Here is a 24,512-nt window from a genome sequence, read left to right as displayed (position 1 = left end):
AATGTGAGAGCGAGCTTTTGTGGCGAGGGAGCTTGCTCCCGCTGGGGCGCGAAGCGGCCCCAAAAGCTTTACGACTGCTTCGCAGCCGAGCGGGAGCAAGCTCCCTCGCCACTAAAACTCACACACAGTTTTGCTTATGTGTTGAACCGCACGCCCGGTTTGGCGCGTTCATCCACGCTCAACTCGAACACATCCGGGCGCGCATAGTGGCCGACGACGTCGTAGTCGTAACGCGCGCGGATCAGGTCGTCAGTGTCGATTTCAGCGCTGAGCAAACCGCGCCCTCCCCGCAGCGGCCCCGCCAGTACGTCGCCCATCGGCCCTACGATCACACTGCCCCCCGCAATCAACGGCCGGTCCGCCGGCCAGTTGGCGATTTCAACGCCCAAGGCTTGCGGCGAATCCTGAACCTGACAGGCACTGACCACAAAGCAGCGGCCTTCATGGGCGATATGGCGCATGCTGACCTGCCACATCTCCCGTTCATCCACCGTTGGCGCGCACCACACCTCCACGCCTTTGGCGTACATCGCGGTGCGCAGCAGCGGCATCATGTTTTCCCAGCACACCACCGCGCCGATCCGCCCGACCTGGCTGTCGATCACCGGCAGCGTCGAGCCATCGCCCTTGCCCCAGATCAGCCGTTCGGTGCCGGTCGGCATCAGCTTGCGGTGCTTCGCCACCAGCCCGGCCTGCGGATCGAAATACAGCGCGGTGCAATACAACGTGCTGCCAGCGCGCTCAATCACACCGATCACCAGGTTCGCCCCCGTACGCGCCGACAGCCCGGCCAGCGCTTCGGTTTCCGCCCCAGGCACATCGATGGCATTGGCGAAATAACGGGCAAAGGCTTCACGACCTTCCGGCAGCCGATAACCCAGTTGGGTGCCAAAACCTTCACCCTTGGGGTATCCGCCCAGCAGCGCTTCGGGCATGACCACCAGCGCCGCGCGGGCTTCAAGGATGGCGCTTTCGAACGAGAGAATCTGTTCCAGGGTCTCGGCCTTGCCGCCGGGCAAGGCGCCGATTTGCAGTGCAGCTACGATTGACTTGGGCATCGCGGTCACTCCGTTCACATCAGGTGTTGCTCATTCTCAGGCGTCACGGGATCATCAATAAAGCCCCATCCACTGCTGAATGATATGAACCAAATGAATATCGCCACCGTCGATCTCAACCTGCTCAAAGTGTTCGAAGCCTTGCATGAAGAGTCCAGCGCCAGCCGTGCGGCGTTGCGCCTGGGCGTCACGCAGTCGGCGGTCAGCGCGGCATTGCGCCGGCTGCGCGAGGTCTACGGCGATCAATTGTTCGTACGCACGGGACGAGGCCTCGCACCCACGCTCAAGGCCAATCAGTTGAAACCGGTGGTCAGCGACGCATTGAACAAATGCCGCCAAAGCCTGGCGATGGTCGATCCGACCGCCAATCACTACGATGGCCGCTCGGTCACGGTCGGTTTGTCAGATGATTTCGAAATCGCCTACGGCCGTCGCTTGATCGAGGAAATCGCCCGCTGCGCGCCGAAGCTGCGGCTGATCTTCCGCCAGACTCACAGTCAGATCGTCGCGCAGGCGTTGATGGAGCGCAGCATCGATCTGGCGATCACGGCCGGCGGGTTCGCCGAGCGATTGCTGAGTCGTCAGGTGCTGGGCGAAGGTGATTATTTGTGTTTGGTGGACCCGATCAGCCTGGTCGCGGGACAGCAAGCCATCGACCTTGAGGAATTCGTCACCCGTGAACATATTCTGGTGTCATCGGGTGGCTTTATCGGGATCACCGACGAAGGATTGGCCGCGTTGGGCCTGAGCCGGCGAGTATGCGCTTCGACCACACATTTCGCGGCGCTGCCGCATTTGCTCAAGGGCAGTCAGGCGGTGGCGACCATTCCGGCGCATGCCGCTCGAAGCCTTGCAGCGCTCACCGGGCTGGCGCTGCTGCCCTGCCCTTTGGCGTTGCCGCGTTACCCGATCGAACTGGGCTGGCGCACCAGCACTCAGCTCGATCCGGTGGTGTTGAAGGTGCGTGAGGCAATTGTCGCGATTTTTGCAAGCCCGTAGGAGCTGCCGCAGGCTGCGCCTACTCGGGTAGTGTCAGGCAGGGGTTTACTTGGCCGCCATCAAGCGATTGACTTCACTGCGCACCATGTTCGCGAACTCTGGAGGCGACATGCCGTCGAGTTCGGAACGGACCCATTCGGCCCATTTGCCTTTGCGCTTGGCGCGCTCGCCGAACAACCGTGCGGCTTCGCCCTTGGCTTTGCCCAGGTTGTTTTGCCAGAGTTCGAACAGACGGGATTTCTCGTCTTCAAGCGCCGCGCGCTCGGCAAGGGGTTTGTCGGCCAGATTGAAGCTCATGGGGAGTTACCTGCTGCGTAAATAGGCGACATCTTACACTGTAGGAAGAAATGTCCTGCGCTGGATTTTTCCACAGGATGACGGTGCCGCGCAAAATCACTGCAACTTTTTCCGTCGTGGCAGACTCCATTGTTCACTGCCTATTCACTTGCAAGGAGTACCTCAATGGCCCGGAAAACTGCCGCACAAGTCGCTGAAGACCAAATCAAGGACCAGGCTTTCAGCGATCTACAGGCGCTGATCGAAGAGTCGGAAAAACTGCTGAAAAGCAGCGCGTCGCTGGTCGGTGAAGAAGCAGACACGCTTCGCGGACAGATCGCCCAGAAACTCCAGCAGGCACGGGACTCGGTCACCAGCGTTCGCGACCGCACCCTCCCGGCGGTCGAAGCCACTGAAACCTACATTGGCGGGCATCCATGGCAAACCGTGGCCATTTCCGCCGGTTTTGGTTTGGTTGTCGGGTTGTTGCTGGGCCGCCGTTAAGCCCGCCTATCAATAATTCATTAGTGAAATGAAATCCCTGTGGGGCGAGCTTGCTCGCTCCCACAGGTCTGCGTTCCAATTTCTAGGCGCCGGCCAACTCCCGCAAATTCGCCAGCGTGTCCGCATCCAGCTGAATGCCACCCACGCTGGATTTGGCCCGCTGATGGTGACGTCGATCACCCGGCAATCGCTTAAGCCCCACACCGTGCATCTGCCGCACCAGTTCCTGGCTGCGCTCGGCAAAATTCTGTCCGGCGGCCTTGCTCGGATCGATCACGATCAACAACTGTCCGGTCCATGGTGTTTTGGCACCGGGGTGGTTCTTCCAGTCGAACTCGAACGAGAAGTTGCCGCCGGTCAACGCCGCCGCCAACAGCTCCACCATCATCGACAGCGCCGAACCTTTATGCCCGCCAAACGGCAGCAACGCCCCGCCTTCAAGAATCGCTTTCGGGTCCTGGGTCGGCTGACCGAGGCTATCCACGCCCATGCCCGCCGGCAAACGCTCACCCTTGCGTGCAGCGATCTGCACATCGCCATGGGCGATGGCACTGGTGGCCAGGTCAAAGACTATCGGATCACCGTCCGCGCGCGGGGCGGCGAAAGCAATCGGGTTGGTACCGAACAGCGGGCGATCGGCGCCATGCGGCACCACGCAGGTCATGCTGTTGACCACGCTCAACGCCACCAATCCTTCATAGGCGAACGGTTCGACGTCGGGCCACAACGCCGCGAAGTGATGGGAATTGCGAATCGCCAGCACCGCGATACCGGCACTGCGGGCCTTTTCCACCAGCAAGGCGCGGGCAGCGGCGAGCGCCGGTTGAGCGAAACCGTTGCCGGCGTCGACCCGGACAAAACCCGACGCCACGTCTTCTACCACCGGCACGGCCTGGCCATTGACCCAGCCGCTCTTCAACGTCGAGACGTAACCGGGAATGCGAAATACGCCGTGACTGTGGGCGCCATCGCGTTCGGCGCCCGCGCAGTTGAGAGCCAGTGTCCTGGCGACCTCGGCGGAGGTGCCATGGCGAACGAAAATGTGTTCGAGCAACAGGACGAGAGAATCAAAATCCAGGGTTGAGTTGGCCGAACTGACTGCCATTTCAGGCGAAGCGGTCATCTGAAGCTCCAGTGTTATTTTTAGAGACGGGCGACAGGTCGATTAAGCGCTTTCTTACCGGCGTCCTGTCAAGTCTCTCGCGCAAGCAATATGTACCGCACCCCGCCTTTTTCCGGCCTCTATTGTTGCCCCTCGACCCAACGACCTGCACTGAACACCGTCGCAGCCCATCGAGGAAACATCATGACGACGCCTGCACTGCCGTATTTTTTTGACGAAGCAGAACGCGCATCCGCCGCCAGGCAACCCGGCGAACGGGAAAACGCGCTGAGCTTTAGCCTGGACGATCTGAACTGGCTGAAGACGGTTTATCGACCCACTCAGTCAGCCCGTAAAACGCATGTAAAACCGATGCACGCCTACCGGCTCCTGTTGTCCTTGCCGGGCGAGACCGGCATCCCGTTGGCCGGCGCTTTTGCCATGAGTCGGCCCAACGATGGCGAGGTCACGCTCTACACGCCGTGGAAGGGCTTGATCAAATTCGCGGACATGGACGACCTCAAAAGCAAGCTCAAAGAGTGGTTGGCGCACGCCAGCGGAAAACGTGAACTGTTGCGTTTCGTCTCCATCGAACAACGCTTGCCCCTGGCCGCCGCCCCTGCACTCGACATTGCCACCAGCGACATCGAAGGTGCGGTGTTCGAAGACCAGGAACTCGTCCTTCAGCAACAGCAAGAAGAAAACATCCAGGCGATGGCGGGTGAGCTGGTCAAGATACCCACCTTGCAATCGATGCTCGACGATACCCTCAAGCATGCGCTGCTCAAGCCATTTCCCACACTCGACCAGCGCCTGACTCGGCTGAAGAGTTTTGTCAGTACAGGCTCCGCGTTCGATGACCGTGATAAGGCGCACACGATTTCCTCGATGTCACTGAGCGAGGCCTTCCTGCATTTTTACCTGACGAACCAGTGGCCGACAGGCGATTCCAGGGCGTTTACCCATCCCGAGCACAGCGTCAGCAGCGATATCGACAACCAGGCATGGGAAAGCGCCATAAAGGAGATCGCGCAGAGTTTTACGCCTCACCTGCAAAGCCTGCTTGAGACGTTCTGGAACACGCCCATGAGCAATGGCCTGTCGCGCCTGAGTTTTTTCAGCGACTGCATGCGCGACACGTTTCACACGCGGCTTTTACATCAACGCCAGCAGGGCACTTTAACGACGCAGGAATATCTGCAACTGATGAATGTCAGCCTCGCGCCTGCCCCAAACAATCCCCTTCGCATCGAAAAAGTGCGGGTCACCGCCCCGCTCAAACATTTTGCGGAGCTTGCCTCGACCTTGATGATCGGGGGCACCAGCACCCTGAGTTTTCTGTACAACCCGACCCGAGGCATCGAGGCCACAAGCAACCTGCCCGCGGTGAAAAAAATCGTGCTGCACATGCTCAAAAGCGAGGGGCATGAAGACACACTGCTCAATTTCATGTCGCTGGACGAACGCGGCACTTTTCTTGGGCTGGAACCGGACGATCGAGTCGTTGTGGGAGAGCCGGTCATCGGCCCGGCGTTTGAACGGATGATGGTCGACATCGTGGAGAAACAACGGCAAAACCTCAGCCATGCCTTGAGCCGCTACCGTGAAAGCGAAGGTACGCTGGACCCTCACGCCTTGCTCGACAATGCCCTGGACGTCCGGGGATTGATCGATAACCGCCTGCTCCTGGCTGAGGCCGCAGGACGCTGGAGCACGCGCCCGGACCGCCGCGTCAGCGCGAGACCGGCCACCGTGCGTGCCGAGTCGGCCAGACAGGAGCTGTCGCTGCTGAACTCGGTCGAACAGGCGCTCGATCAACTCCTTGAAAAACACCCGGTCATTCCCATCAAAACCCGCACATTCACTGATGCGCACAGCCTCGTCAGTATATCCCTGGCGAATTTGCAATCGAGTTTTACCCATACCCTGTCAACGGCACTGCGCAGTGAATTGAAGCTTCGCGCCGTCTCGCGCACCCTGGGTGCAACGGAACAGGCAATCATCAAAACCGTGCTCGATACCCCGATACACCTGCAACGGGCGGCATTGAACGGTTTTTTTCCGGAGGTCTTTTCCCTGGCATTGAAGACCGGCGCCACCGCGACCCCGTTGAAACTGGCCAGTTGCTTTGTCCTCACTGAACGGGGAGGCCTGGATCCGGTGCACTCGGGCAAAGCCATTTTGTGGACGCCGGCACTGGGATTTGAAGCCTTCAACGCACTGACGCCGCTACTGGAGCAACTCGAGCGACGCCTCAAGGACGAGAATCATCGATCAATGCTCTTGGAAAACCTCGGCCGCAGCGAGCGGTTGCCAGGCAAGGCTTACACCCTGGCGCCACTGCAACGGGTCCATGGGCACTTCCTCGATTATCTGCAAAAGCCCTTTGTCGATCTCGACCAGACCTGCGTCACCCAAGCGTTGACCACCCCGCTCTCTCCCGCACCGCTGGCCAGCCTGCTGAATCTGGTGGCCCTGCGCGAACCGATGACCGGGCTGCGCCGTGCAACCGATATTGCCGAATCCCTGACCACCCAGCAAAAACTGCCGGCCTGGCTGGCCAAGGCGCCAATCAAAGACCTGATCCTGCATGGCGAACTGCTTCAGCAATACCTTCATAACGTCAAAGACGACCAGGATTACCTCACCGGCATCCGCTCGTTGCAGCGCACCGCGTACCATGAGCTGGAAAAACAACTCAAGGCAGACGACTTCAACATTGATCCGGACAAGGTCCGGGTCGAGATCAGCGCGAGCCCGAGGTCTGCGTCCAGCACCCAAACCCTGACCGACTTTGCCTTGACTCACCTCAAGGACCTGGACGCCGTCTTCCTCAAACTGACGTCCCTGGATAACACAGCCATTCCAGAAGGCATGGACGAACGCTATATCAAAGACCTGATACGCGACCTGAAACCGGGTGTGCATCAACAGCAAATAGTGAGCGACGCCCTGGCAGACACCTCGGCGAACGCGGAACGCAGGAAGCTTTTTTACACACAGTTGCCCTGGCAACTGATGCACCACGCCCACGCAGAAAAACTGCAGGAACGCCTCAGCGAAACCGGGTTTGATCTGATCCGCCAGATCATGGACATGCCCGACGCCATCGCCCGTGCGGCAGTCGACGGTGCCCATGGCATCATCCGCCCCCTGGAGTTCCTCGGTATCAGGAGCGGGCAAACCGTCAAAGTGCCTGGCGTCTATCTGATCGGCTCATCGGCCGATAGCACGGCACCGCAGGTGCTGCTCGCACCGCACAGCCCCAGGCACGGGATAAAAGAATACGAAAGCGAAACACAGTTGCTGGCAGAACTGAAGACCCAGGGCGGACTGCTCGACTGGGTCCTCATGAACCTGGAGAACCCTGAACGGATCCTGCTGGAGACCCGAATGGCGACGCCCCCGAGCCGGGTCGCGAGAGCCACGCCGGAGACTCCTGGCGCCCCCGAGGAGGAAGTTACCCTGGCGTCGAATCCCATCAAGGGCCACCTGTTCGGGCACTTGTTCAACGACAATGCCGCGTTGCTCGGCCGATTGCTCGGTTGTCAGTCCGATGACAAGAAGCAGAGTGAGTGGGCAACCATCAAGCACGTACTGGGTGAAGACCTGCACGAGGCGTACTCGTTTTTCATGGGTAAACTCGCTTACCCCGTCACGGTGTGGAACAGTTACCGTGACATCAAGCAATCCGCCGAAGACCTGCAGACGCACAAATGGGGCGCGGCCATCAGGGCATTCATCAGCGGGATCGCACAGCTCGCTTCGCTGCGCCAGTCGTTGGACACTCACGCGCCACCGACGGCTACGCCAGTCGCACCGGCACCAGCAAACTCCGATGCCGCCTGCAAATGGCAGGACATCAAGGTCACCGCCCCCGAGCGCACAGCCTTGAAGCGTCATGAAAGCCGCCATGTCCACCTGAACGCGCTGAAGCCCGACTCGACGCCCGGGCTCTACGCGCACCCCACGACGAAACAGCTTTACGGGCCGGTTGAAGGCAAAGTTTTTCCGGTGACAAAACGCGGCAGCCGCTGGCGCATCGCAGATACACAGACCCTCGGCCCTTATCTGCGACAAAACGCATCGAATCGATGGGTAATCGACCGGAATGCACCGCCTCCGCAATTCGGCCTCATGGATCGGCTGGATGCGGCGGCAGCGGCCTGGGGTGGCATGAACATCGACGCCCATGGAATGCCGCAGATACGCCGGTGTTTCCCACAGAAGGCTCGTCAGATCGACGAAGCGCTGGACCAGGCAACGACCTATGCCTGGAACAGCTTTCGAAACCTGCAGTTGCTGAAGGCATCCGATGACGCGGAAACCCCCGTGCATCGACTCATCAAACGTTTCATCGATGTGCCGCAAGTGCTGCCCGCGCATGTCGAGAAACTGGAAAAAGTCGTGGGCGACCTGTTTACCGCGTTATTGGACCCTACACTCAGGAAGACCAAGTCCAATCGTTTTGTCGTCGGCCGGGTAATCGAGGACGCCTACAGCACATTCGCCTTTATCGTCCCGAATGACGCCAAGCGGAAGATTTATCTGGCGGAAAGGTTCTTCAATCCGGGTTTCGACCTATACCGCCAACATCTTTCCGATACAGCATTTCCGATCAACACGCATGCCCGGGCGGTGACCCTTTTGCATGAGCTTTCGCACCTTGTCTGTAAAACCGAGGACATTTCCTACCTGGACCCTGGCAGGCCCTTTGCCGACCTGATTGGCACAACCAGCGTGACAGCCACCGATCTCAAAAATGCATTGACCCACATCCAGGACACCGCACTGTCGATCAAGACCCCTTACACACAACTGTTCATGACCCGGGATCCAGACACCGGGGCGTGGGAAGATCCGGGAAATTCCACTTATGAAAATACGGATCGGGTGAAAGCGCATATTTTGACGTTGACCGGCGCAGAAAACCTGAGCGGTGCTCGCGAAACCTTTAAAAAAGATTCCCTGACTCGCCTGGCGGTGCAACTCGGCAATGCCGACAGCGTGGCTTGGTTAATCAGTCATCTCGGCCGCCAGTTACACGTCAATACACCTTGATGGCGGAAAATAAACAGACGTTTGATGGGTAAATGCCATGACGCCTGTTCTCGCAGACTGCCCTCAAGGTTAGAATGCAGGAAATCAGGATGAGTCAATGACCGACAGCCCTTTCTCACAAGCCGACTATGACGCTGTCACCGATGCCGCTGCGCATTGGTGCATGCGTCTGCACGCCAGCGACTGCACGGCCGAGGAGCGTCAAGCCTTCGAGCAGTGGCGCGATGCTCATCCGCTGCATGCGTTCGAATACGAGGCGATGCTGGAGATTTGGGAAGTCGCGGAAGATTTGCCGCGCCTCGAGACTGTCGTGCCCATCACTCGGGCCAAGCGTGCAACGCCCTGGCGCACCGTTAGCATTGCCGCGGCCGTTTGTGCCCTGGCGTTGCCACTGGCAGCGTACAGTGGCTGGAACCTGGGCTTGCTGCCCAATTCGTACCAGCATTTCGAAGCCAGCAATGCGATCCGCCAGGTCACCCTGAGCGATGGCAGCCAAGTCGAGTTGAACCTGGGCACAGAACTGACCTTCAGCAATTACAAGGACCAGCGCCGGGTCTCGCTGGATAAGGGCGAAGCGTTTTTCAGTGTCAGCCATGACGCCAGCCACCCCTTTGTCGTCAAGGCGGCGGACGGCAGGATTCGGGTCACCGGGACCAAATTCAACGTCTGGATGTATGAGGATCAGGTGCGCGTGAATCTGATCGAAGGTTCGGTACTGGTCAGTAGCAACGATGACCTGCCGGGCGATGGTTTGCGTCTGGAGCCATCCATGCAGGCGCGCTATAAACACGGCGACTTCACGCCGCAAATCAGCCAGACCTACGCCAATGACACGTCACTGGCCTGGCGCCACGGCAAACTGGTGCTCGATGACCTGGCGTTATCCGAAGCCCTGCCCCTGATCAATCGCTATCTGGAAAACCCCGTGATGGTGGCTGACAACAGCACCGGCGCGATCCGCCTCGGCGGCATCTACAACATCAAGGAACTCCACAACCTGGTGGCGACGCTGCCCAGGGTGTTGCCGGTCTACCTGACTCGAAACAAGGAAGGCAATCCGGTCCTCAACTCCATTCCGCAACAACCCCCGAAAAGCTGAAAGGCCGCCACCCTTGCGGGGTGCGGCCTTTCTTCATCGCTCAAGCAGCGTTTTACTTTTTGGCCACCTTCCCGGCTTTTTCATCCTGTTCACGGATCGTCTGCGCCTGATACTGCGGGTCCGAAGTGATCTGCTGTTCGGTGAACGGCAACACACTCAACTGTTTCTTCGAGAACGCCACGGTCTGGTCATTGGCATGTTTCGACGCCGGGTCGCTGGACAGCGAAAACGCCAGCAGCCCTTTGGCCTGAGGCCCCTTGTCATCGAAAGTCACGACCTGCAAATAGCTAGTGCCGCTGACCACTTCACGTTTGCCATCGGTTCTCGGCACGCTCTGAATGGCGTTGTAAACGCCCAGTGTGCCTGGACCGCCATGAATCGGCGTCTGCTGGCCGCCGCTGCTCACCACCTGGATATCGCCCCAATGGCTGTCGGTCCTGAGCCCCGACCTGCTGACCACTTCCGCCGAAGCCAGCATCGCTTCGCGCAAGGCCTTCGCAACCGTCGGGCGATCAACCGCCAGGCCGCGCGGGGTGTGTTGCGGATCTTTCGGATCGAACGCGACTCGCCAGACATCCGGCGTGTCCTGCACCGATTCCATGACGTTCTGGAAATGGACAAAACCAAGACCGCTGTCCAGATTCGCACTGCGATCCCAGGCCTTCAGGCTCGCACACAGCGGAGTCAGCAGCGGCGCATCGGCGCCAAGGTCCTGCGCGCAGAATTGCAACAGGTCCGGCATGACTTGCGCCGCCTGATACACCTGATCGTCCATCACCATCCGTTGCAGATCCGCTGCCGCAATCGGGCCGGCCTTGTTCAACGTGCCGAGGCGATCCAGGGCAAAGCGTGAACGCAGGCCCAACGGCTGACCGTCCTGGCTGATCAACGGCGAGAAACCGGTGAGAGGCTGCGCCGGGTTGGCCATCCATGCCGAATCGTTGGAGTGCTGCACGAAGTCCTTGCGCAACAGTTGCGGCAACTTGTCCGACGCATAGATGCCTTTTTGCGCCGCCGTCGGGTCGATGTCCCAGGCACAGGCGCTGTTGGAACCGTCGAGCACGATCAGTTCCAGTCCGGCTCGCGGATCACTGCACTTGGCCAGTTTGTCGGCATTGACGTTCGGCACCACCGACAGGTTCATGTACAGCGTCTGGCCCTGATGGTCCGCCGCCAGGGTGTTGACCCACGGGATGCCCTGGATCTTGTGGACCGACGCCTGCAATTCCTCGAGGCTGACCGCGCGGTTCATCGCGTACCACTGCTGCAGCACGCGGTCGTTATCGAGGTTGGCGTCGCGCAGGCTGTAGGCAAACTGATTGTCCCAATCCAGTTTTCCAGGCCATTGCACAATCGGGCCGAACCGGGAGCTGTAGACCACGTGCGAAACCGCACGGGTCTGCCCGTCAGGTTGTTTCACGTTCACAGTCACGGTCTGCTGCTTCATCGGCAACGACTTGCCGTCGAGCAGGTAGCGGGTCGGATCGTTCGGATCGAGTTGCAGGCGATACAGGGTGAAATGCTTGGACGAATCCACGGTGTGAGTCCAGGCCAGGTGTTGGTTGAAGCCAATGTTGATCATCGGCAGGCCGGGCAACGCGGCGCCCATCACGTCCAGTTTGCCGGGAATGGTGAGATGCATTTGATAGAAACGCATCCCGCCGACCCAAGGAAAATGCGGGTTGGCCAGCAACATGCCGCGGCCATTGAACGAGCGATCGCTGCCCACCGCGACGGCGTTGCTGCCGCGATCGAGGGCGAAGCGCTGCCGGCGTACATCGGCGACCTGGAACGACGCGGGCGCGTTTGCGTTGCGAGCGACGGCTTTGGGAGGCATGGCGCCGGCCAGTGCTTCGGCAAATTGCCCGACGCCCCCTTCGACCAGCAGGCGACGGGTCAACTTGACCAGGTCTTGCGCGGTAATGTCCCGCACCCACTCACCCTGGCATTGCTGCGGCAAACCTTGCGCGCGACGCTCCGCCAGCGAGCGGTTGTAGCCCGCCACGTACCCTTCCATGAGGTCGCGGACTTCCGGCGTTTGTGCCTGCCAGAACGCAGAGACGGCCTGCGGCGTATTCAGCCAGTTGAAAAAGACATCGCTGACCTGGTTTTCGCGCTCTTCGACCGTGAACTGCTCCGGGCCGAAATACCGTGAACGCTCGCCGTTCACCGTGGTGATCTCATTGGCCAACAGGCACAGATTATCCTGAGCGTAGGCATAGCCGATGCCGTAGCCCAGGCCACGTTCGTTTTCAGCGCGAATGTGCGGCACGCCGAAGCTGGTCCGGCGGATTTCGGCCGTCGCCTGGTCCGGCTGGCTGCGTGCGTTTGCCGCAAGACTCAAGCCCACCAACACACCGGCAAGGCTCAATCGGGTTAATTGCCTGGTAATAATCACGCTCGCTCCTGATCGAATAAACGAAGGTCACACCCAGCGTGTCACACGCGATAGGTCTGTTTACAGGAACGAAATTCAGGACAAAAATTTAGAGCGCTGGAGGGTGTTTCTGCAGGGCTTTACAGGCTTCTGACGTGATGGCGACAAAATTTCTACATTCGAGCCTTCATGATTTGCGTAGCTCGTACGTCTTATTGAGTAAGAGCACCCAACACATCTTTCCGGTTCAGGCTCTGAAAAGGAGTTTTTGCATGTACAACTCGCAACTGCCAACGGACGGTAGCACTGCACCAATGGGCACTTCCATGGGCTCGAGCCTGTTCACTCAGCGTACCGAACGTCACGGCAACGAACGGATCCGGGTTCTGCTCAAGAGCTTTGGCCTGCGCACCAGCCTGATCCGCCTGAAAGTCATCGATGCCTTGCTGTCCGCCGCCGACAGCGACCGCAGCCTGGGGGTGCGCGGTGTACACAGCCACCTGCTGGAGCTGGATATTCCCCTGTCCTTTCTCAGTGTCCGCGAAGTGTTGAAGCGCTTGTGCAGCGAAGGCGTGATTACGCTGAACGCGGACAAGAGCTACAGCCTGCATCCACAGGCTGCCGCCGCTCTGCACGGCGAATAATCGTGTCGGCGGGCGTCGCTCAGGGTTTGACCTTGCGGCGCATCACGCCATTGATCACCACCACGATCACCGCCACGCCAATGGCGATGTACTGAAACAGCTTTTCGCTGATGACGCCGGCATTCTGCAAATACGAAAGGCCAAACATGATCCCCAGCACCACCAGGGAGATCAGAATCGAGTATTTCAAACGTTGCGACTGGGTCATTGCCCTTTTCCTTTAACAAAAAGCTTAAACATAAGCCTGAACGTGAACCTGAAAATGTATCCGGTTTGTATCCGGATGCATGCCAAGCCCCTACCGTTTTTCGGGGATGCGGCGCTGCAAACGGGGTCTCATGTTACAGCCGATGAAGCCTTTTGGCTTCATAGCGGCGATAACCATGAGGATTTCGAAATGTTCCGTCGAATCACACTGCTGATTCCCCTGCTTGCCCTGCTTTCCCTGAGCGGCTGCATTATTTTCCCCCACGGCGGCTGGCACGGCGGCCACCATTACGACGGCCGTGGCGGACCGGGGTACTACCAGCATCGCTGAGGATTTTCAGCGAGCTGACGGATGGCTGAAAAAGTCATTTCCCGGCTGCGCGCAAAGCTCGATCATCCAGTCAACGAACACCCTTACCCGCCGCGACAACTGACGGTGGGGAGGATAAAGCGCCGTCAGCGGCATCCCCGGTGGCGGCACTTCTCTCAGCACCTCGATCAAACCACCCTCCTTGATACGCCGGGCCACGTGATAGTACGGCGCCTGCACCAGCCCATATCCGGCCTCGCACGCCGCCAGGTAACCATCGGCACTGTTGACCGAGACTTGCCTGGGCAGACTGACCGGTTGTACCTGCCCATCGACGACAAATTCCAGCCCATAGCGTTTGCCGTTGCTGGCGACGTACTCCACCATCTGATGCCCCGCCAGATCGGCCAAACCCTGTGGCGTGCCATGACGCTGCAAGTAATCGGGGCTGGCGCAAGTGACCTGATCCAGCATGACCAGCGGCCGCGCCACCAGTGAATCATCGAGCGACGCGCCGCCGCGCAATACGCAATCGACACCTTCGCGAATCAGGTCGACAGGCCGGTCATTCAAACCGATCTCCAGTTCGATCAAGGGATAGCGGGCGGTGAACTGCGGCAATGCCGGGATCACCACCAACCGCCCGATGCCCCCGGGCATGTCCACGCGCAACAGACCTTTGGGGTTGTGCCGTGCGGCGGAGAACACCGCTTCGGTTTCCTCAAGATCTGCCAGCAACCGCACGCAACGCGGGTAATAGGCGGCACCGTCGAGCGTCAGGCTGATCTGCCGCGTAGTGCGTTGCAGCAGTTGCACCCCCAGATGGCTTTCCAGTTGCTTGATCAGAACGGTCACCGAGGCACGGGGAATTTGCAGGCTGTCCGCTGCTTTGGCAAAGCCCCCCAGTTCGACGATTCGGGTGAACACGCGCATGGCGTTGAAACGATCCATTGTTGTTTGCACCGACTTATTATTTAGAAATCATGAATAGTGATAGCAGTTTTAGCCGGTTTATCTCGTTTCTGTCGAGGTCGACAATGGACGTCACATTCACAGGGAGCTGATTTCATGCAAACACGTCAACTGGGCAAGAACGGTCCACAGGTCAGTGCCATCGGCCTGGGCTGCATGGGCATGACCGATTTCTACACGACCGGCGTCGACACCCGCGAGGCCACGGCAACCCTGCACCGGGCGCTGGAACTGGGCATCAATCTGCTCGACACCGCCGACATGTACGGCCCGCATACCAATGAGGAACTGATCGGCAAAGCCATCGTCGGCAAGCGCGATCACGTGTTCCTGGCGAGCAAGTTCGGCATCGTGCGCGACCCGGCGAATCCGAGCGCCCGCGGGGTCAACGGCCGTCCGGACTACATTCGCGCCTCAATCGACGGCACCCTCAAGCGCCTCGGTGTCGAGACCCTGGACTTGTATTACCAGCACCGTATCGACCCGCAAGTGGCTATCGAGGAAACGGTCGGCGCCATGGCCGAACTGGTAAAGGCCGGCAAGGTGCGTTACCTGGGATTGAGCGAGGCCTCGGCGGCGACACTGGAACGGGCGAACAAGGTCCATCCGATCAGTGCGCTGCAAAGCGAGTACTCGTTGTGGAGCCGCGACCAGGAAGAAAACGGCTGTCTGGCCACGTGTCAGCGGCTGGGCATCGCCTTTGTCCCGTACAGCCCGTTGGGCCGCGGTTTTCTGACTGGCGCACTGAAAAGCCCGGATGATTTCGCGGCAGACGACTACCGTCGTTTCAGTCCACGGTTCCAGGGCGACAACTTTGCGAAAAATCTATTGCTGGTGCAGCAGGTTCAGGACCTGGCGGCGGAAAAAGGCGTGACGGCGGGTCAACTCGCGTTGGCGTGGGTGCTGGCTCAGGGGGATTACCTGATCCCGATTCCGGGGACCAAACAACGTAAGTACCTGGAGGAGAACGTGGCGGCGCTGGAGGTCAAACTGAGCCGCGAAGAGTTGCACGCGCTGGAAGCCATCTTCCCGGCGAATGCCACGGCCGGTTTGCGTTACCCCGAAGAAGTCATGAAGTTGCTGGACCGTTGATCTGCACCTGGCCCGTTCGGTTGCCTGAACGGGCCGGTCACTCCACCGCCCGTCACCTCGCCCCTAGCTTGCACGATCGTACCTAAAGCTCCGCATATGCAGGCCGATAGCCCTTTGAAGCGCCGAAATTTCCCAATAAGAACGCTGCTAAAAAGGACCCGGCTCCATGCCCGCATTCCGCACCATTCAGGCTCGCTACACACTGTTTCTGGTCCTGTTCATTCTGCTGCTGTCTATTCTCACCGTAGTCGGCATCAGCCAATTGGTAGCGCCGAAACTTCGCCACACCGAAGAACAAGTGGCCCTCAATCGCATCGCTGAAGTCGCCGAGCAAATCCAGGGCGAACTGAACAAGGTTCAGGCGCAGCAGCGCAGCATTACCCAGACCATTCCTCTGCTCGACAGCGCCGCCATCGACACCGTTCTGCCGGGCCTGGTCGATCAATACGGGGAGCTGAAAGTCTTCGGCGGCGGCATCTGGCCCCTGCCCGGCCAGCGTGAAGCCGGGCGCAACAAATTCAGCACCTTCTGGCACCGCGATGCCTCGGGCAAGCTGGCGGTGAACACCTTCTGGAACAGTGACGCGGCGCCCAACTATTACGACCAGACCTGGTACAAGGGCGGCATGCAGACCCCGCGCGGACAATGCGCCTGGGCCGCGGCCTATAAGGATGATGCCAGCGCCGAGCCGCGCACCAACTGCGCCATGGCCATTCAGAAAAACGGCGCGGCGTATGGCGTATCAACCATTGACGTGACCCTCGGTTTCTTCAATGACCTGGTGGCACGCAAGGAAAAAGACCTGGGCGCGGAAATGCTGATCGTCGAGTCCGACGGCAAGATCATCAGCAACAGCTCGCGCATCAGCGGGCCGATCGTGCTGAAGAACATCAGCGAACTGGCCGGTAACTCGCCCTTCGCCAGCCAAGTGAAGGCCGGCCTGCAAAACCGTGATCGATCGCAGCGCGTCGAGTTCGACAACAACGGCGAAGCCAGCACCTTCTTCATGCGCCCGATCGAAGGCACGCCGTGGTTCCTTGCCACCGCCCTGCCGACCAAACTGATCACCGCCCAGCGCGACGACGTGCTCAGCACGCTAAGCCTGCTGCAAATCCCGATGGTGATCCTGCTGGTGTTGCTGCAAATCTACGCGATCCGCCAGTTGATCCAGCGCATGAAAGCGCTGAAGGCCAATATCGACGCGCTGTCGGCCGGTGACGCCGACCTGACCAAACGCATCACCATCCGCGCCGAAGATGAACTGGGCGCCATCGGTCACTCGGTCAATGCCTTCATCGCGTACCTGCAAAACATGATCGGCGAAGTCACCCAGGCCACCGGCGCCATGGCGTCCAGCCTCGATAACCTGCAACGCACGTCCGCGCACACCAGCCAGATCCTGGTGCGCCACGCGTCGGAAACCGACCAGACTGTCACCGCCATCACCGAGATGAGTTCCACTGCCGAAAGCGTGGCGCAGAATGCGGCTGAAACCGCTGCGTTCACCCAACGCGCCAACGAAAACGCCGACCGTTCACGGGTGGTCGTGGGCGAAGCCTCCAGCAGTGTGATCGCGCTGATCGACGAAGTGGCCAGCGCCACGCACAAAGTCGAAAGCATGCAACAGGACGCCCAGCGCATCACCGAGATTCTCGGGGTGATCGGCGCCATCGCCGGGCAAACCAACCTGCTGGCCCTCAACGCCGCCATCGAAGCCGCTCGCGCCGGTGAGCAGGGACGCGGTTTTGCGGTGGTGGCCGATGAAGTTCGCGCCCTCGCCGCTCGCACCCAGGCCAGCACGTCGGAAATCAACGAGATGCTCACCCGCCTGACCCAAGGCGTGAGCTCGTCGGTCAGCGCCATGGAAAACACTCAGGCCAGCTGCCAGTCGGCGGCCGATGCGACGGCTCGCGTCAACACCGGGCTGGATGAAATGGCCGGTTCTGTCAGCCACATCAACAGCCTCAGCACCCAGATCGCCACCGCCGCCGAACAGCAGAGTGCCGTGACCGAAGAGATCAACCGCAGCATGGTGCAAATCCGCCACATGGTGGATGAATTGGTGAAAAGCGGTCAGGCGAGTGAGCTCAATACCCGGCAGTTGCTGGAGGCCAATAGTCGCGTGAGTGCGATTATGGGACGGTTCAAAGTCCGCTGATGGGTGAACGCAGCTCCCTGTGGCGAGGGAGCTTGCTCCCGCTGGGCTGCGAAGCGGCCGCCTTGGCATTCAACGCGGTGCTAGCAGTTAAATCGCACAACCTGGTTTGCGCCTGCTGCGCAGGCGAGCGGGAGCAAGCTCCCTCGCCACAAAAGCCCGCCTGGCGGTATCACTTCGAAACAATCTCTTGCCTCGTTGCAGGCTAAAGCAGTCAAAATGCCTTTTTTTTTTGACCATCCTCCGAGTCGAGATATTGCCCATGCGAACCCACCTGCGTCTGGTCGCCCTGAGCGCCCTGTTCATTTCCTCCCTGGCCCAGGCCGCCGACCTGATCCCGATCGAAGTCCATCGCGACGCCAACTGCGGCTGCTGCAAAAAATGGATCAGCCATCTGGAGGCCAACGGCTTCAAGGTCGAGGATCACGTTGAAGCCAACATGAGCGAATTCAAGCAACAGCACGGTGTGCCGCCGCGCCTGGCGTCCTGCCACACCGCTTTGATCAATGGCAAATTCGTCGAAGGCCATGTCCCGGCCGATCAGGTGCTGGCCCTGGGCAAGCGCGATGACCTGTTGGGTGTGGCGGCCCCGGGCATGCCGATGGGTTCGCCGGGCATGGAAATGGACGGCATGAGCGATGCTTATCAGGTCATCGGCCTGAAAAAGGACGGCACTGATGTGGTGGTGGCGGACTACGCTGCCCATTGATGTTCGGTGCGTACATCGGCCTGTTCCTCGCCGCATTCGGTGCTGCGACCCTGTTGCCGTTGCAGTCCGAAGCACTGCTGGTGGGGTTGTTGCTCAGCAAGCAGTATTGGCTCTGGTCGCTGCTGGCGGTCGCGACCCTGGGCAATGTCCTCGGCTCGCTGTTCAACTGGTGGCTGGGGCGCGGTATCGAGCGGTTTCGCGACCGGCGCTGGTTTCCGGTCAGCCCGCTGCATCTGGAAAAGGCCCGGGTTCATTACCAGCGCTACGGCCATTGGTCACTGTTGCTGAGTTGGGTACCCGTTATTGGTGATCCGCTGACCCTGGTCGCCGGGGTGATGCGCGAGCCGCTCGGGCGCTTCCTTGTGATCGTGACGATTGCCAAAGGCGCCCGCTATGGCGTACTGGCCCTGGCGACCCTGGGCTGGATGAGTTGAACGATCATTCGCCGCGATTGCCTGTGTTTAATGTCGCCCTAATCATGCCGATCCAGCATCGGCCGATTTCCTGTGGAGTTTACCCATGCCCCTCGCCCGCTTCCGTTGGCTACCCAGCCTGCTGCTGACCGCCGCACTGCCCATCATCGCTGCCGAAGGTCCGGAGTACGGGCCGGAGCTGCAAGGCTTCGAGTATCCCTACACGATCAAGCATTTCGCCTTTGAGTCCCAGGGCAAATCCCTGCAAATGGGCTACATGGACGTTGCCGCCCATGGCAAGGCCAACGGACGCAGCATCGTGCTCATGCACGGCAAGAATTTCTGCGGCGCCACCTGGGACACTTCGATCAAGGCCTTGAGTGACGCCGGCTACCGCGTCATCGCACCGGACCAGATCGGCTTCTGCACCTCCAGCAAACCGGACAACTACCAGTACAGCTTCCAGCAACTGGCAACCAACACCCAGCAACTGCTCAAAGCCCTCGGCATCCAGAAAGCGACGCTGCTCGGGCATTCCACCGGCGGCATGCTCGCTACCCGTTACGCACTGCAATATCCCGAGCAGGTTGAACAACTCGCCCTCGTCAACCCTATCGGCCTGGAAGACTGGAAAGCCCTCGGCGTGCCCTATCGCACGGTGGATCAATGGTACGAACGTGAGCTGAAACTGACCGCCGATGGCATCCGCACCTATGAACGCAACACCTATTACGGCGGCCGCTGGAAACCCGAATTCGATCGCTGGGTGGACATGCTCGCCGGCCTGAATAAAGGGCCGGGGCATAAACAGGTGGCGTGGAATTCGGCGCTGATCTACGACATGATCTTCACCCAGCCGGTGTACTACGAGTTCAAGGACCTGAAGATGCCGACGCTGTTGCTGATCGGTACGTCCGACACCACGGCCATCGGCAGCGACATCGCGCCGCCCGAGGTCAAGGCAAAACTCGGTCACTACGACGTGCTCGGCAAACAAGTCGCGAAGCTGGTTCCCCAGTCGACGCTGGTGGAATTCCCCGGCATGGGCCACGCGCCGCAGATGGAAGAACCGCAGAAATTCCACCAGGCCTTGCTCGCCTGGCTGAACAAAACCAACCCCGTTCGTTGATGAGGTAAGGCTGATGGCTGTGCAGATTGCGGTGATCGATGACTGGCAGGATGTGGCGCGCACTGTCGTGGACTGGTCGGCGCTGGACGCCATCGGCCAGGTTGATTTTATCCATGATTACCCGGCCGACAACGAGACGCTGGCAGCACGCCTGGGTGAGTTTGAAGTCATCTGCGTGATGCGCGAGCGCACCCGGTTCGACGAGGATCTGCTGCGGCGTCTGCCGAAACTCAAACTGCTGGTTACCGGCGGCATGCGCAACGCTGCGCTCGACCTCAAAGCTGCAGCCGCCCTCGGCATTCAGGTCAGTGGCACCGACAGCTACAAACACGCCGCGCCGGAACTGACCTGGGCGCTGATCATGGCCGCGACCCGCAACCTTGTCGTGGAAGCCAATGCCCTGCGCGCCGGAAAATGGCAACAAGGCCTGGGGGGCGACCTGTACGGCAAGACCCTGGCGATTCTCGGCCTGGGCAGCATCGGCCAGCGGGTCGCGCAGTTCGGCCAGGTGTTCGGTATGCGAGTGATCGCCTGGAGCGAAAACCTGACCGCCGAACGCGCCGCCGAAGTGGGCGTGACCTATGTGAGCAAACAGGAACTGTTCGAACAGGCCGACGTGCTCTCCGTGCATCTGGTGCTCAGCGACCGCAGCCGTGGATTGGTCGACGCACAGGCGCTGGACTGGATGAAACCTACGGCGCTGCTGGTCAACACCGCACGCGGGCCGATTGTCGATGAAGCAGCGCTGATCAAGGCGTTGCAGAAACAGTGCCTGGCCGGGGCAGCGCTGGATGTGTTCGAGCTGGAGCCCTTACCGGCTCATCACCCGTTCAGGACATTGGAGAATGTGCTGGCGACGCCGCATGTCGGGTATGTCAGCCAGCAGAATTACCATCAGTTCTTTTCGCAGATGATCGAGGATATTCAGGCCTGGTCTGCTGGAACGCCGATCCGCCTTCTAAGCTGATACCGCGTCATCGTTCATCGCTAGCAGGCTGGCTCCCACAGAGGTCCTGTGCACGCAGATCCAGTGTGGGAGCTAGCCTGCTAGCGATGGCCGCACCACCGATCTAACTGACTTTCACCGCCACAAACGCCGCCGTCACATACGGCACCGTCACCACGTCCTTGCCCCGCAGTTCAGGCTCGGCATCCACCAACACCCGCATCTGCTCATCCACTGTCGCCCGCTCCGCTGCCGGCAATGCCGAGACGAAACTGGTGGAGCGCACTCGGTTGAAAATCACATCTTCCGGCGCGCCCGTATGCCCATGGCTGAATTGCTGCTCTTGCAGCGGTCCGAACGCGGCATGCGGAAAAGCCCGACGCCAGGCTCCGGTGTAGAAACGCGGGGTATCGCCCTCCAGCGCATTGACGATCGCATCCAGTTTGGGCACCCAGCGCACGCGCGTGTCGCGCAGGTTCCACACCAGCCCCAGCTTGCCGCCGGGTTTGAGGACCCGGGCAATTTCAGTCAGGGCTTCGCCGCTGGCAAACCAGTGAAAGGCCTGGGCGCAGATCACCACATCCACCGATGCGTCCGGCAGCGGCAGGTCCGTGGCCGTGCCGCTTACCGCCAAAACATCAGGCCAGGCTTCAGACAGTTTTTCGAGCATCTGCGGCACCGGCTCCACGGCAATCACCAGCGCCCCGGTCGCTACCAGCCGACCGGTGAACTTGCCAGTCCCGGCGCCCAGATCGACCACGGATTTATCCGCATTCAAACCCAGCGTGTCTGTCAGCCAATCGGCTACTTGTGGCGGATAATCCGGGCGACCGCGAACGTAGGTGTCGGCAGCCGATTTGTAACCGGCGGCCGCTGAGTGATGGACCTGTTTCATGACAACGCTCCACTACGACTTCGAACGCTGTCGAGCATAGCGCCTCGATTTGCGCTTTCCTTGAAAAGACCGCCAGAAAGAAATGAATAATTGTTCACCCTGCGGTGTTCACTTGGCATCACCCATGAGGATCGCCCGTGAACAACCTGAACCCGGATTCGCCGATACGTTACGACCGCCTGACCATGATGCTGCACTGGCTGACCGCCGTGCTGGTGATTGGCCTGTTCGCCAGTGCCCAGGTCTGGGAACAACTGGCCAAGGGCACGCCACTGCGCAAGGAACTGCAGGCATTGCACATTTCCTGCGGCCTCCTGCTCGCGGTGATCGTACTCAGCCGACTGCTCTGGCGCCTGTCCCGGGGCCGGCGCTTGCCGCCCGCCAATCGGGGCGTCATGAATAGTCTGGCGAAGACCGCGCACCTGGCGCTCTATGCGTTGTTGCTGAGTCAAATCGTGCTGGGTTTCCTGTTTCGCTGGGCCCAGGCAGAACCGTTCAACTTTTTTGGCCTGTTCGATGTCCCAACCTTGATCACCTTCGATAAAAGCATGAAATCGGTGTTCGGCGGTCTGCATGAACAGGTGGCGTGGGCCATTGTGATACTGGCCGGGCTGCATGCGCTCATGGCTCTGGTTCACCATTACGGCTTGCGTGATAACACGTTGCGCCGCATGTTGCCGGGCCGTGGTTTGGACTGATACGAATAATCTCTGGAGCTTCGCCATGAATAGCCGTTTTGCTGTTTTTAGTGCCCCACTGCTGCTCGCCGTTGCATTGTCCAGCTCCCTGGCATTGGCCAATGGCGATGACGAAGAACCCGCCAAACCCAATTGTCCCAAAGGCCAGGTCTGGGACAGCAAATCGCAGAAATGCGTGATGCAGACCAGTAGCCTCGTACCGGATGCCGATCGCACCGACTACGCCTACCGCCTGGCCAAGGACGGGCGTTATGAAGAAGCCCTGGCCTTGCTCGATACGCTGAAAAACCCGAACACCGCCAAGGCGCTTAACTACCGCGGCTATGCCACGCGTAAACTGGGGCGCACCGACGAGGGCATTGGTTATTACCTGAAATCGGTCGAACTCGATCCACAGTACGCGCAAGTCCGCGAGTACCTCGGCGAAGCTTATGTGATCAAAGGCCGCCTGGATCTTGCACAAGAGCAGTTGCAGCAGATCAAATCGATTTGCGGCAACACCTGTGAGGAATACCAGGACCTGGCCGAAGCCATCCACGATTCATCGAAAACCTGACGGGACGGAGGTCGCCATCGCCAGCGATCAGGCAATACGGGCAGAGCTGGGCCAGCACCTGGCGCGTTTATGGCGCTACGGCCTGCTGCTGTCCCGGCAACGGCATGTCGCCGAAGACCTGGTGCAGGCCACCTGCGTGCGGGCGCTTGAACGAGCCGGGCAATTTGTCCCCGGCACCCGCATGGACCGCTGGCTGCTGAGCATCCTGCATTCGATCTGGCTCAACGAAGTGCGCTCGCGGCGGGTGCGTCAGGGCCAGGGGCTGGTGGATGCCGACAACGCCTTGTCGTTCGACGGTGAGCATGTCGCGCAAACCCACGTGCTCGCGACGCAGGTGATCCGGCGCGTCGATGCACTGCCCGAAGCCCAGCGCGAAACCGTTTTTCTGGCCTACGTCGAAGGCTTGTCCTATCGCGAAGTCGCCGAAGTGCTGGACGTGCCCATCGGCACGGTCATGAGCCGACTGGCCGCTGCACGGGCGAAACTGGCCGAGTATCCGCCGTTGCACGCCGTGCCGAACCCCACCACCGGAGAACGTCGATGAACGATCACGCGAAACCGTCGGATGAGCAACTGGTGGCTTACCTTGACGACCAGCTCGATAGCGACCAGCGCAGCCGTATCGACGCGGCCATCGCCGAAGATTCGACGCTCAACCTGCGCCTGCAATGGCTGGCCCGCAGCAGCCTGCCATTCCGGGAGGCCTACGAGGAAGTGACACAACAGGCACCGTTGGACCGCTTGCACGCCATGCTCGACACCTTGCCCTCGCCAGCCCCGCCGGCGATGAGTCGACGCTGGTTTCTTGCCGCCGCGGCCGGCCTGGTGGTGAGCGGTGTGCTGGCGGACCGGTTGTTCCTGGGCTGGCAGGCGAGTCAGCAGAAGAACAACTGGCGTGGTCTGGTGGCGGACTACATGGTGCTTTATGTGCCACAAACCCTGGAACACCTGCCCAACGACGAAGCCACGCAACGTGCGCAACTGCGCACCATCGACGCACGCCTGGGACTGAGCCTTTTACCAGGGGAACTGGCCCTGCCACGCGTCGAACTCAAGCGCTCGCAGATCCTCGAGTACGACGGCATGCCCATCGCCCAGATTACTTATCTGGACCCGGCGCATGGCCCCATGGCGCTGTGCGTCACCCGCGCCAACAGCGGCAGCCGACACTTCGCACACGAGCGTCGGCACGGGATGAACGTGGTGTATTGGGCCGATATGGAGCATGCGTGGATGCTGATCGGACATAACCCGGCGTCGGAACTGGAAGAGATGGCGAAGGTGCTGCGCGGCCGGTTGAGCGCTTGATC

At 60.2% G+C, this 24,512-nt stretch carries 23 protein-coding genes; 16 read left to right on the top strand and 7 right to left on the bottom strand.

Going from position 1 to position 24,512, the window contains the following annotated elements; translation table 11 throughout:
• Positions 1 to 134 precede the first annotated feature (134 nt).
• On the bottom strand, positions 135 to 1,058 hold the full coding sequence (locus tag ACM1ZW_RS24005; protein WP_017338662.1) for a carbon-nitrogen hydrolase family protein: 924 nt from the start codon (positions 1,056 to 1,058) through the stop codon (positions 135 to 137).
• An 84-nt stretch (positions 1,059 to 1,142) separates the two neighbouring features.
• On the opposite strand from ACM1ZW_RS24005, the gene ACM1ZW_RS24000 reads away from it, so the two are divergent.
• A complete protein-coding gene (locus ACM1ZW_RS24000) occupies positions 1,143 to 2,057 on the top strand; it encodes a LysR substrate-binding domain-containing protein (protein WP_414883767.1) in 915 nt (304 codons plus the stop codon).
• 45 nt (positions 2,058 to 2,102) lie between these two features.
• Here the strand turns inward: ACM1ZW_RS24000 and ACM1ZW_RS23995 are convergent, their stop codons facing one another.
• Positions 2,103 to 2,354, bottom strand: a complete 252-nt coding sequence (locus ACM1ZW_RS23995) for a hypothetical protein (RefSeq protein WP_007937833.1) — start codon at positions 2,352 to 2,354, stop codon at positions 2,103 to 2,105.
• Between the two features lie 165 nt (positions 2,355 to 2,519).
• Here ACM1ZW_RS23995 and ACM1ZW_RS23990 point away from each other — a divergent pair, with 165 nt between their 5' ends.
• Positions 2,520 to 2,837, top strand: coding sequence for a DUF883 family protein (locus ACM1ZW_RS23990; RefSeq protein WP_017338659.1), 318 nt, complete (start codon positions 2,520 to 2,522; stop codon positions 2,835 to 2,837).
• Positions 2,838 to 2,919: 82 nt separating this feature from the next.
• Here ACM1ZW_RS23990 and ACM1ZW_RS23985 read toward each other — a convergent pair whose 3' ends face one another.
• The gene (locus ACM1ZW_RS23985; RefSeq protein WP_416739503.1) at positions 2,920 to 3,960 is read right to left on the bottom strand and encodes an Ldh family oxidoreductase; all 1,041 of its coding nucleotides are present in this window, start codon (positions 3,958 to 3,960) and stop codon (positions 2,920 to 2,922) included.
• Positions 3,961 to 4,143: 183 nt separating this feature from the next.
• Here ACM1ZW_RS23985 and ACM1ZW_RS23980 point away from each other — a divergent pair, with 183 nt between their 5' ends.
• The gene (locus ACM1ZW_RS23980) at positions 4,144 to 9,000 is read left to right on the top strand and encodes a dermonecrotic toxin domain-containing protein (protein WP_416739502.1); all 4,857 of its coding nucleotides are present in this window, start codon (positions 4,144 to 4,146) and stop codon (positions 8,998 to 9,000) included.
• Positions 9,001 to 9,097: 97 nt separating this feature from the next.
• On the top strand, positions 9,098 to 10,099 hold the full coding sequence (locus tag ACM1ZW_RS23975; protein ID WP_416739501.1) for a FecR family protein: 1,002 nt from the start codon (positions 9,098 to 9,100) through the stop codon (positions 10,097 to 10,099).
• A 52-nt stretch (positions 10,100 to 10,151) separates the two neighbouring features.
• Here ACM1ZW_RS23975 and ACM1ZW_RS23970 read toward each other — a convergent pair whose 3' ends face one another.
• Positions 10,152 to 12,497 carry an acylase gene (locus tag ACM1ZW_RS23970; RefSeq protein ID WP_416739500.1) on the bottom strand — a complete coding sequence of 782 codons (2,346 nt, stop codon included), beginning with the start codon at positions 12,495 to 12,497 and terminating at the stop codon, positions 10,152 to 10,154.
• Positions 12,498 to 12,748: 251 nt separating this feature from the next.
• Between ACM1ZW_RS23970 and ACM1ZW_RS23965 the strand changes: the two genes are divergently transcribed.
• Positions 12,749 to 13,120, top strand: coding sequence for a fe2+ zn2+ uptake regulation protein (locus ACM1ZW_RS23965; protein ID WP_414879149.1), 372 nt, complete (start codon positions 12,749 to 12,751; stop codon positions 13,118 to 13,120).
• 19 nt (positions 13,121 to 13,139) lie between these two features.
• Here the strand turns inward: ACM1ZW_RS23965 and ACM1ZW_RS23960 are convergent, their stop codons facing one another.
• Positions 13,140 to 13,328, bottom strand: a complete 189-nt coding sequence (locus tag ACM1ZW_RS23960; protein ID WP_008024801.1) for a hypothetical protein — start codon at positions 13,326 to 13,328, stop codon at positions 13,140 to 13,142.
• A 42-nt stretch (positions 13,329 to 13,370) separates the two neighbouring features.
• Between ACM1ZW_RS23960 and ACM1ZW_RS23955 the strand changes: the two genes are divergently transcribed.
• The gene (locus ACM1ZW_RS23955; RefSeq protein WP_144425255.1) at positions 13,371 to 13,658 is read left to right on the top strand and encodes a hypothetical protein; all 288 of its coding nucleotides are present in this window, start codon (positions 13,371 to 13,373) and stop codon (positions 13,656 to 13,658) included.
• Positions 13,659 to 13,664: 6 nt separating this feature from the next.
• Here the strand turns inward: ACM1ZW_RS23955 and ACM1ZW_RS23950 are convergent, their stop codons facing one another.
• The gene (locus tag ACM1ZW_RS23950) at positions 13,665 to 14,588 is read right to left on the bottom strand and encodes a LysR family transcriptional regulator (RefSeq protein WP_414879150.1); all 924 of its coding nucleotides are present in this window, start codon (positions 14,586 to 14,588) and stop codon (positions 13,665 to 13,667) included.
• 117 nt (positions 14,589 to 14,705) lie between these two features.
• On the opposite strand from ACM1ZW_RS23950, the gene ACM1ZW_RS23945 reads away from it, so the two are divergent.
• The 6 genes from ACM1ZW_RS23945 to ACM1ZW_RS23920 all read left to right on the top strand — a co-directional run bounded on the left by ACM1ZW_RS23945 (position 14,706) and on the right by ACM1ZW_RS23920 (position 21,074).
• Positions 14,706 to 15,701 (top strand): aldo/keto reductase, encoded by a 996-nt coding sequence (locus ACM1ZW_RS23945; RefSeq protein ID WP_017338651.1) that lies wholly within the window; start codon positions 14,706 to 14,708, stop codon positions 15,699 to 15,701.
• A 166-nt stretch (positions 15,702 to 15,867) separates the two neighbouring features.
• Complete coding sequence (locus tag ACM1ZW_RS23940) at positions 15,868 to 17,859, top strand: methyl-accepting chemotaxis protein (protein ID WP_414879151.1); 1,992 nt, start codon at positions 15,868 to 15,870, stop codon at positions 17,857 to 17,859.
• Between the two features lie 259 nt (positions 17,860 to 18,118).
• Complete coding sequence (locus tag ACM1ZW_RS23935; protein WP_017338649.1) at positions 18,119 to 18,565, top strand: DUF411 domain-containing protein; 447 nt, start codon at positions 18,119 to 18,121, stop codon at positions 18,563 to 18,565.
• Positions 18,565 to 18,999 (top strand): YqaA family protein, encoded by a 435-nt coding sequence (locus ACM1ZW_RS23930; protein ID WP_414879152.1) that lies wholly within the window; start codon positions 18,565 to 18,567, stop codon positions 18,997 to 18,999. Before ACM1ZW_RS23935 ends, ACM1ZW_RS23930 begins: the two co-directional genes overlap by 1 nt.
• 85 nt (positions 19,000 to 19,084) lie before the next feature.
• Positions 19,085 to 20,107: an alpha/beta fold hydrolase gene (locus ACM1ZW_RS23925; RefSeq protein WP_416739499.1), complete on the top strand. Its 1,023-nt coding sequence runs from the start codon at positions 19,085 to 19,087 to the stop codon at positions 20,105 to 20,107.
• Positions 20,108 to 20,120: 13 nt separating this feature from the next.
• Complete coding sequence (locus ACM1ZW_RS23920) at positions 20,121 to 21,074, top strand: D-2-hydroxyacid dehydrogenase family protein (protein WP_416739498.1); 954 nt, start codon at positions 20,121 to 20,123, stop codon at positions 21,072 to 21,074.
• A 103-nt stretch (positions 21,075 to 21,177) separates the two neighbouring features.
• Here ACM1ZW_RS23920 and ACM1ZW_RS23915 read toward each other — a convergent pair whose 3' ends face one another.
• Complete coding sequence (locus ACM1ZW_RS23915; RefSeq protein ID WP_414879671.1) at positions 21,178 to 21,948, bottom strand: class I SAM-dependent methyltransferase; 771 nt, start codon at positions 21,946 to 21,948, stop codon at positions 21,178 to 21,180.
• A 185-nt stretch (positions 21,949 to 22,133) separates the two neighbouring features.
• On the opposite strand from ACM1ZW_RS23915, the gene ACM1ZW_RS23910 reads away from it, so the two are divergent.
• From ACM1ZW_RS23910 to ACM1ZW_RS23895, 4 genes are read left to right on the top strand one after another with little or no spacing between them, the layout of a single operon-like run.
• Positions 22,134 to 22,646, top strand: a complete 513-nt coding sequence (locus ACM1ZW_RS23910; protein WP_050558276.1) for a cytochrome b — start codon at positions 22,134 to 22,136, stop codon at positions 22,644 to 22,646.
• Positions 22,647 to 22,671: 25 nt separating this feature from the next.
• The gene (locus ACM1ZW_RS23905; RefSeq protein ID WP_414879672.1) at positions 22,672 to 23,202 is read left to right on the top strand and encodes a tetratricopeptide repeat protein; all 531 of its coding nucleotides are present in this window, start codon (positions 22,672 to 22,674) and stop codon (positions 23,200 to 23,202) included.
• A 46-nt stretch (positions 23,203 to 23,248) separates the two neighbouring features.
• The gene (locus ACM1ZW_RS23900; RefSeq protein WP_202967131.1) at positions 23,249 to 23,746 is read left to right on the top strand and encodes an RNA polymerase sigma factor; all 498 of its coding nucleotides are present in this window, start codon (positions 23,249 to 23,251) and stop codon (positions 23,744 to 23,746) included.
• Positions 23,743 to 24,510 (top strand): anti-sigma factor family protein, encoded by a 768-nt coding sequence (locus ACM1ZW_RS23895; protein ID WP_414879673.1) that lies wholly within the window; start codon positions 23,743 to 23,745, stop codon positions 24,508 to 24,510. The genes ACM1ZW_RS23900 and ACM1ZW_RS23895 overlap by 4 nt, the downstream gene beginning before the upstream one ends.
• Positions 24,511 to 24,512 lie beyond the last annotated feature (2 nt).

Source organism: Pseudomonas sp. NFX71, assembly GCF_048079215.1.
In the GTDB taxonomy this organism is placed as follows: Bacteria; Pseudomonadota; Gammaproteobacteria; order Pseudomonadales; family Pseudomonadaceae; genus Aquipseudomonas; species Aquipseudomonas fluorescens_B.
This window is presented reverse-complemented; position numbering and strand designations above follow the sequence as displayed.

Bases quoted from the DNA above. Each gene is read 5' to 3' on its own strand.
- ACM1ZW_RS23945 (WP_017338651.1), top strand. From the start codon at position 14,706: ATGCAAACACGTCAACTGGGCAAGAACGGTCCACAGGTCAGTGCCATC.
- ACM1ZW_RS23975 (WP_416739501.1), top strand. From the start codon at position 9,098: ATGACCGACAGCCCTTTCTCACAAGCCGACTATGACGCTGTCACCGAT.
- ACM1ZW_RS23920 (WP_416739498.1), top strand. From the start codon at position 20,121: ATGGCTGTGCAGATTGCGGTGATCGATGACTGGCAGGATGTGGCGCGC.
- ACM1ZW_RS23965 (WP_414879149.1), top strand. From the start codon at position 12,749: ATGTACAACTCGCAACTGCCAACGGACGGTAGCACTGCACCAATGGGC.
- ACM1ZW_RS23995 (WP_007937833.1), bottom strand. From the start codon at position 2,354: ATGAGCTTCAATCTGGCCGACAAACCCCTTGCCGAGCGCGCGGCGCTT.
- ACM1ZW_RS23940 (WP_414879151.1), top strand. From the start codon at position 15,868: ATGCCCGCATTCCGCACCATTCAGGCTCGCTACACACTGTTTCTGGTC.
- ACM1ZW_RS23905 (WP_414879672.1), top strand. From the start codon at position 22,672: ATGAATAGCCGTTTTGCTGTTTTTAGTGCCCCACTGCTGCTCGCCGTT.
- ACM1ZW_RS24005 (WP_017338662.1), bottom strand. From the start codon at position 1,058: ATGCCCAAGTCAATCGTAGCTGCACTGCAAATCGGCGCCTTGCCCGGC.
- ACM1ZW_RS23985 (WP_416739503.1), bottom strand. From the start codon at position 3,960: ATGACCGCTTCGCCTGAAATGGCAGTCAGTTCGGCCAACTCAACCCTG.
- ACM1ZW_RS23935 (WP_017338649.1), top strand. From the start codon at position 18,119: ATGCGAACCCACCTGCGTCTGGTCGCCCTGAGCGCCCTGTTCATTTCC.
- ACM1ZW_RS23950 (WP_414879150.1), bottom strand. From the start codon at position 14,588: ATGGATCGTTTCAACGCCATGCGCGTGTTCACCCGAATCGTCGAACTG.
- ACM1ZW_RS24000 (WP_414883767.1), top strand. From the start codon at position 1,143: ATGAACCAAATGAATATCGCCACCGTCGATCTCAACCTGCTCAAAGTG.
- ACM1ZW_RS23930 (WP_414879152.1), top strand. From the start codon at position 18,565: ATGTTCGGTGCGTACATCGGCCTGTTCCTCGCCGCATTCGGTGCTGCG.
- ACM1ZW_RS23895 (WP_414879673.1), top strand. From the start codon at position 23,743: ATGAACGATCACGCGAAACCGTCGGATGAGCAACTGGTGGCTTACCTT.
- ACM1ZW_RS23910 (WP_050558276.1), top strand. From the start codon at position 22,134: ATGATGCTGCACTGGCTGACCGCCGTGCTGGTGATTGGCCTGTTCGCC.
- ACM1ZW_RS23915 (WP_414879671.1), bottom strand. From the start codon at position 21,948: ATGAAACAGGTCCATCACTCAGCGGCCGCCGGTTACAAATCGGCTGCC.
- ACM1ZW_RS23980 (WP_416739502.1), top strand. From the start codon at position 4,144: ATGACGACGCCTGCACTGCCGTATTTTTTTGACGAAGCAGAACGCGCA.
- ACM1ZW_RS23960 (WP_008024801.1), bottom strand. From the start codon at position 13,328: ATGACCCAGTCGCAACGTTTGAAATACTCGATTCTGATCTCCCTGGTG.
- ACM1ZW_RS23925 (WP_416739499.1), top strand. From the start codon at position 19,085: ATGCCCCTCGCCCGCTTCCGTTGGCTACCCAGCCTGCTGCTGACCGCC.
- ACM1ZW_RS23990 (WP_017338659.1), top strand. From the start codon at position 2,520: ATGGCCCGGAAAACTGCCGCACAAGTCGCTGAAGACCAAATCAAGGAC.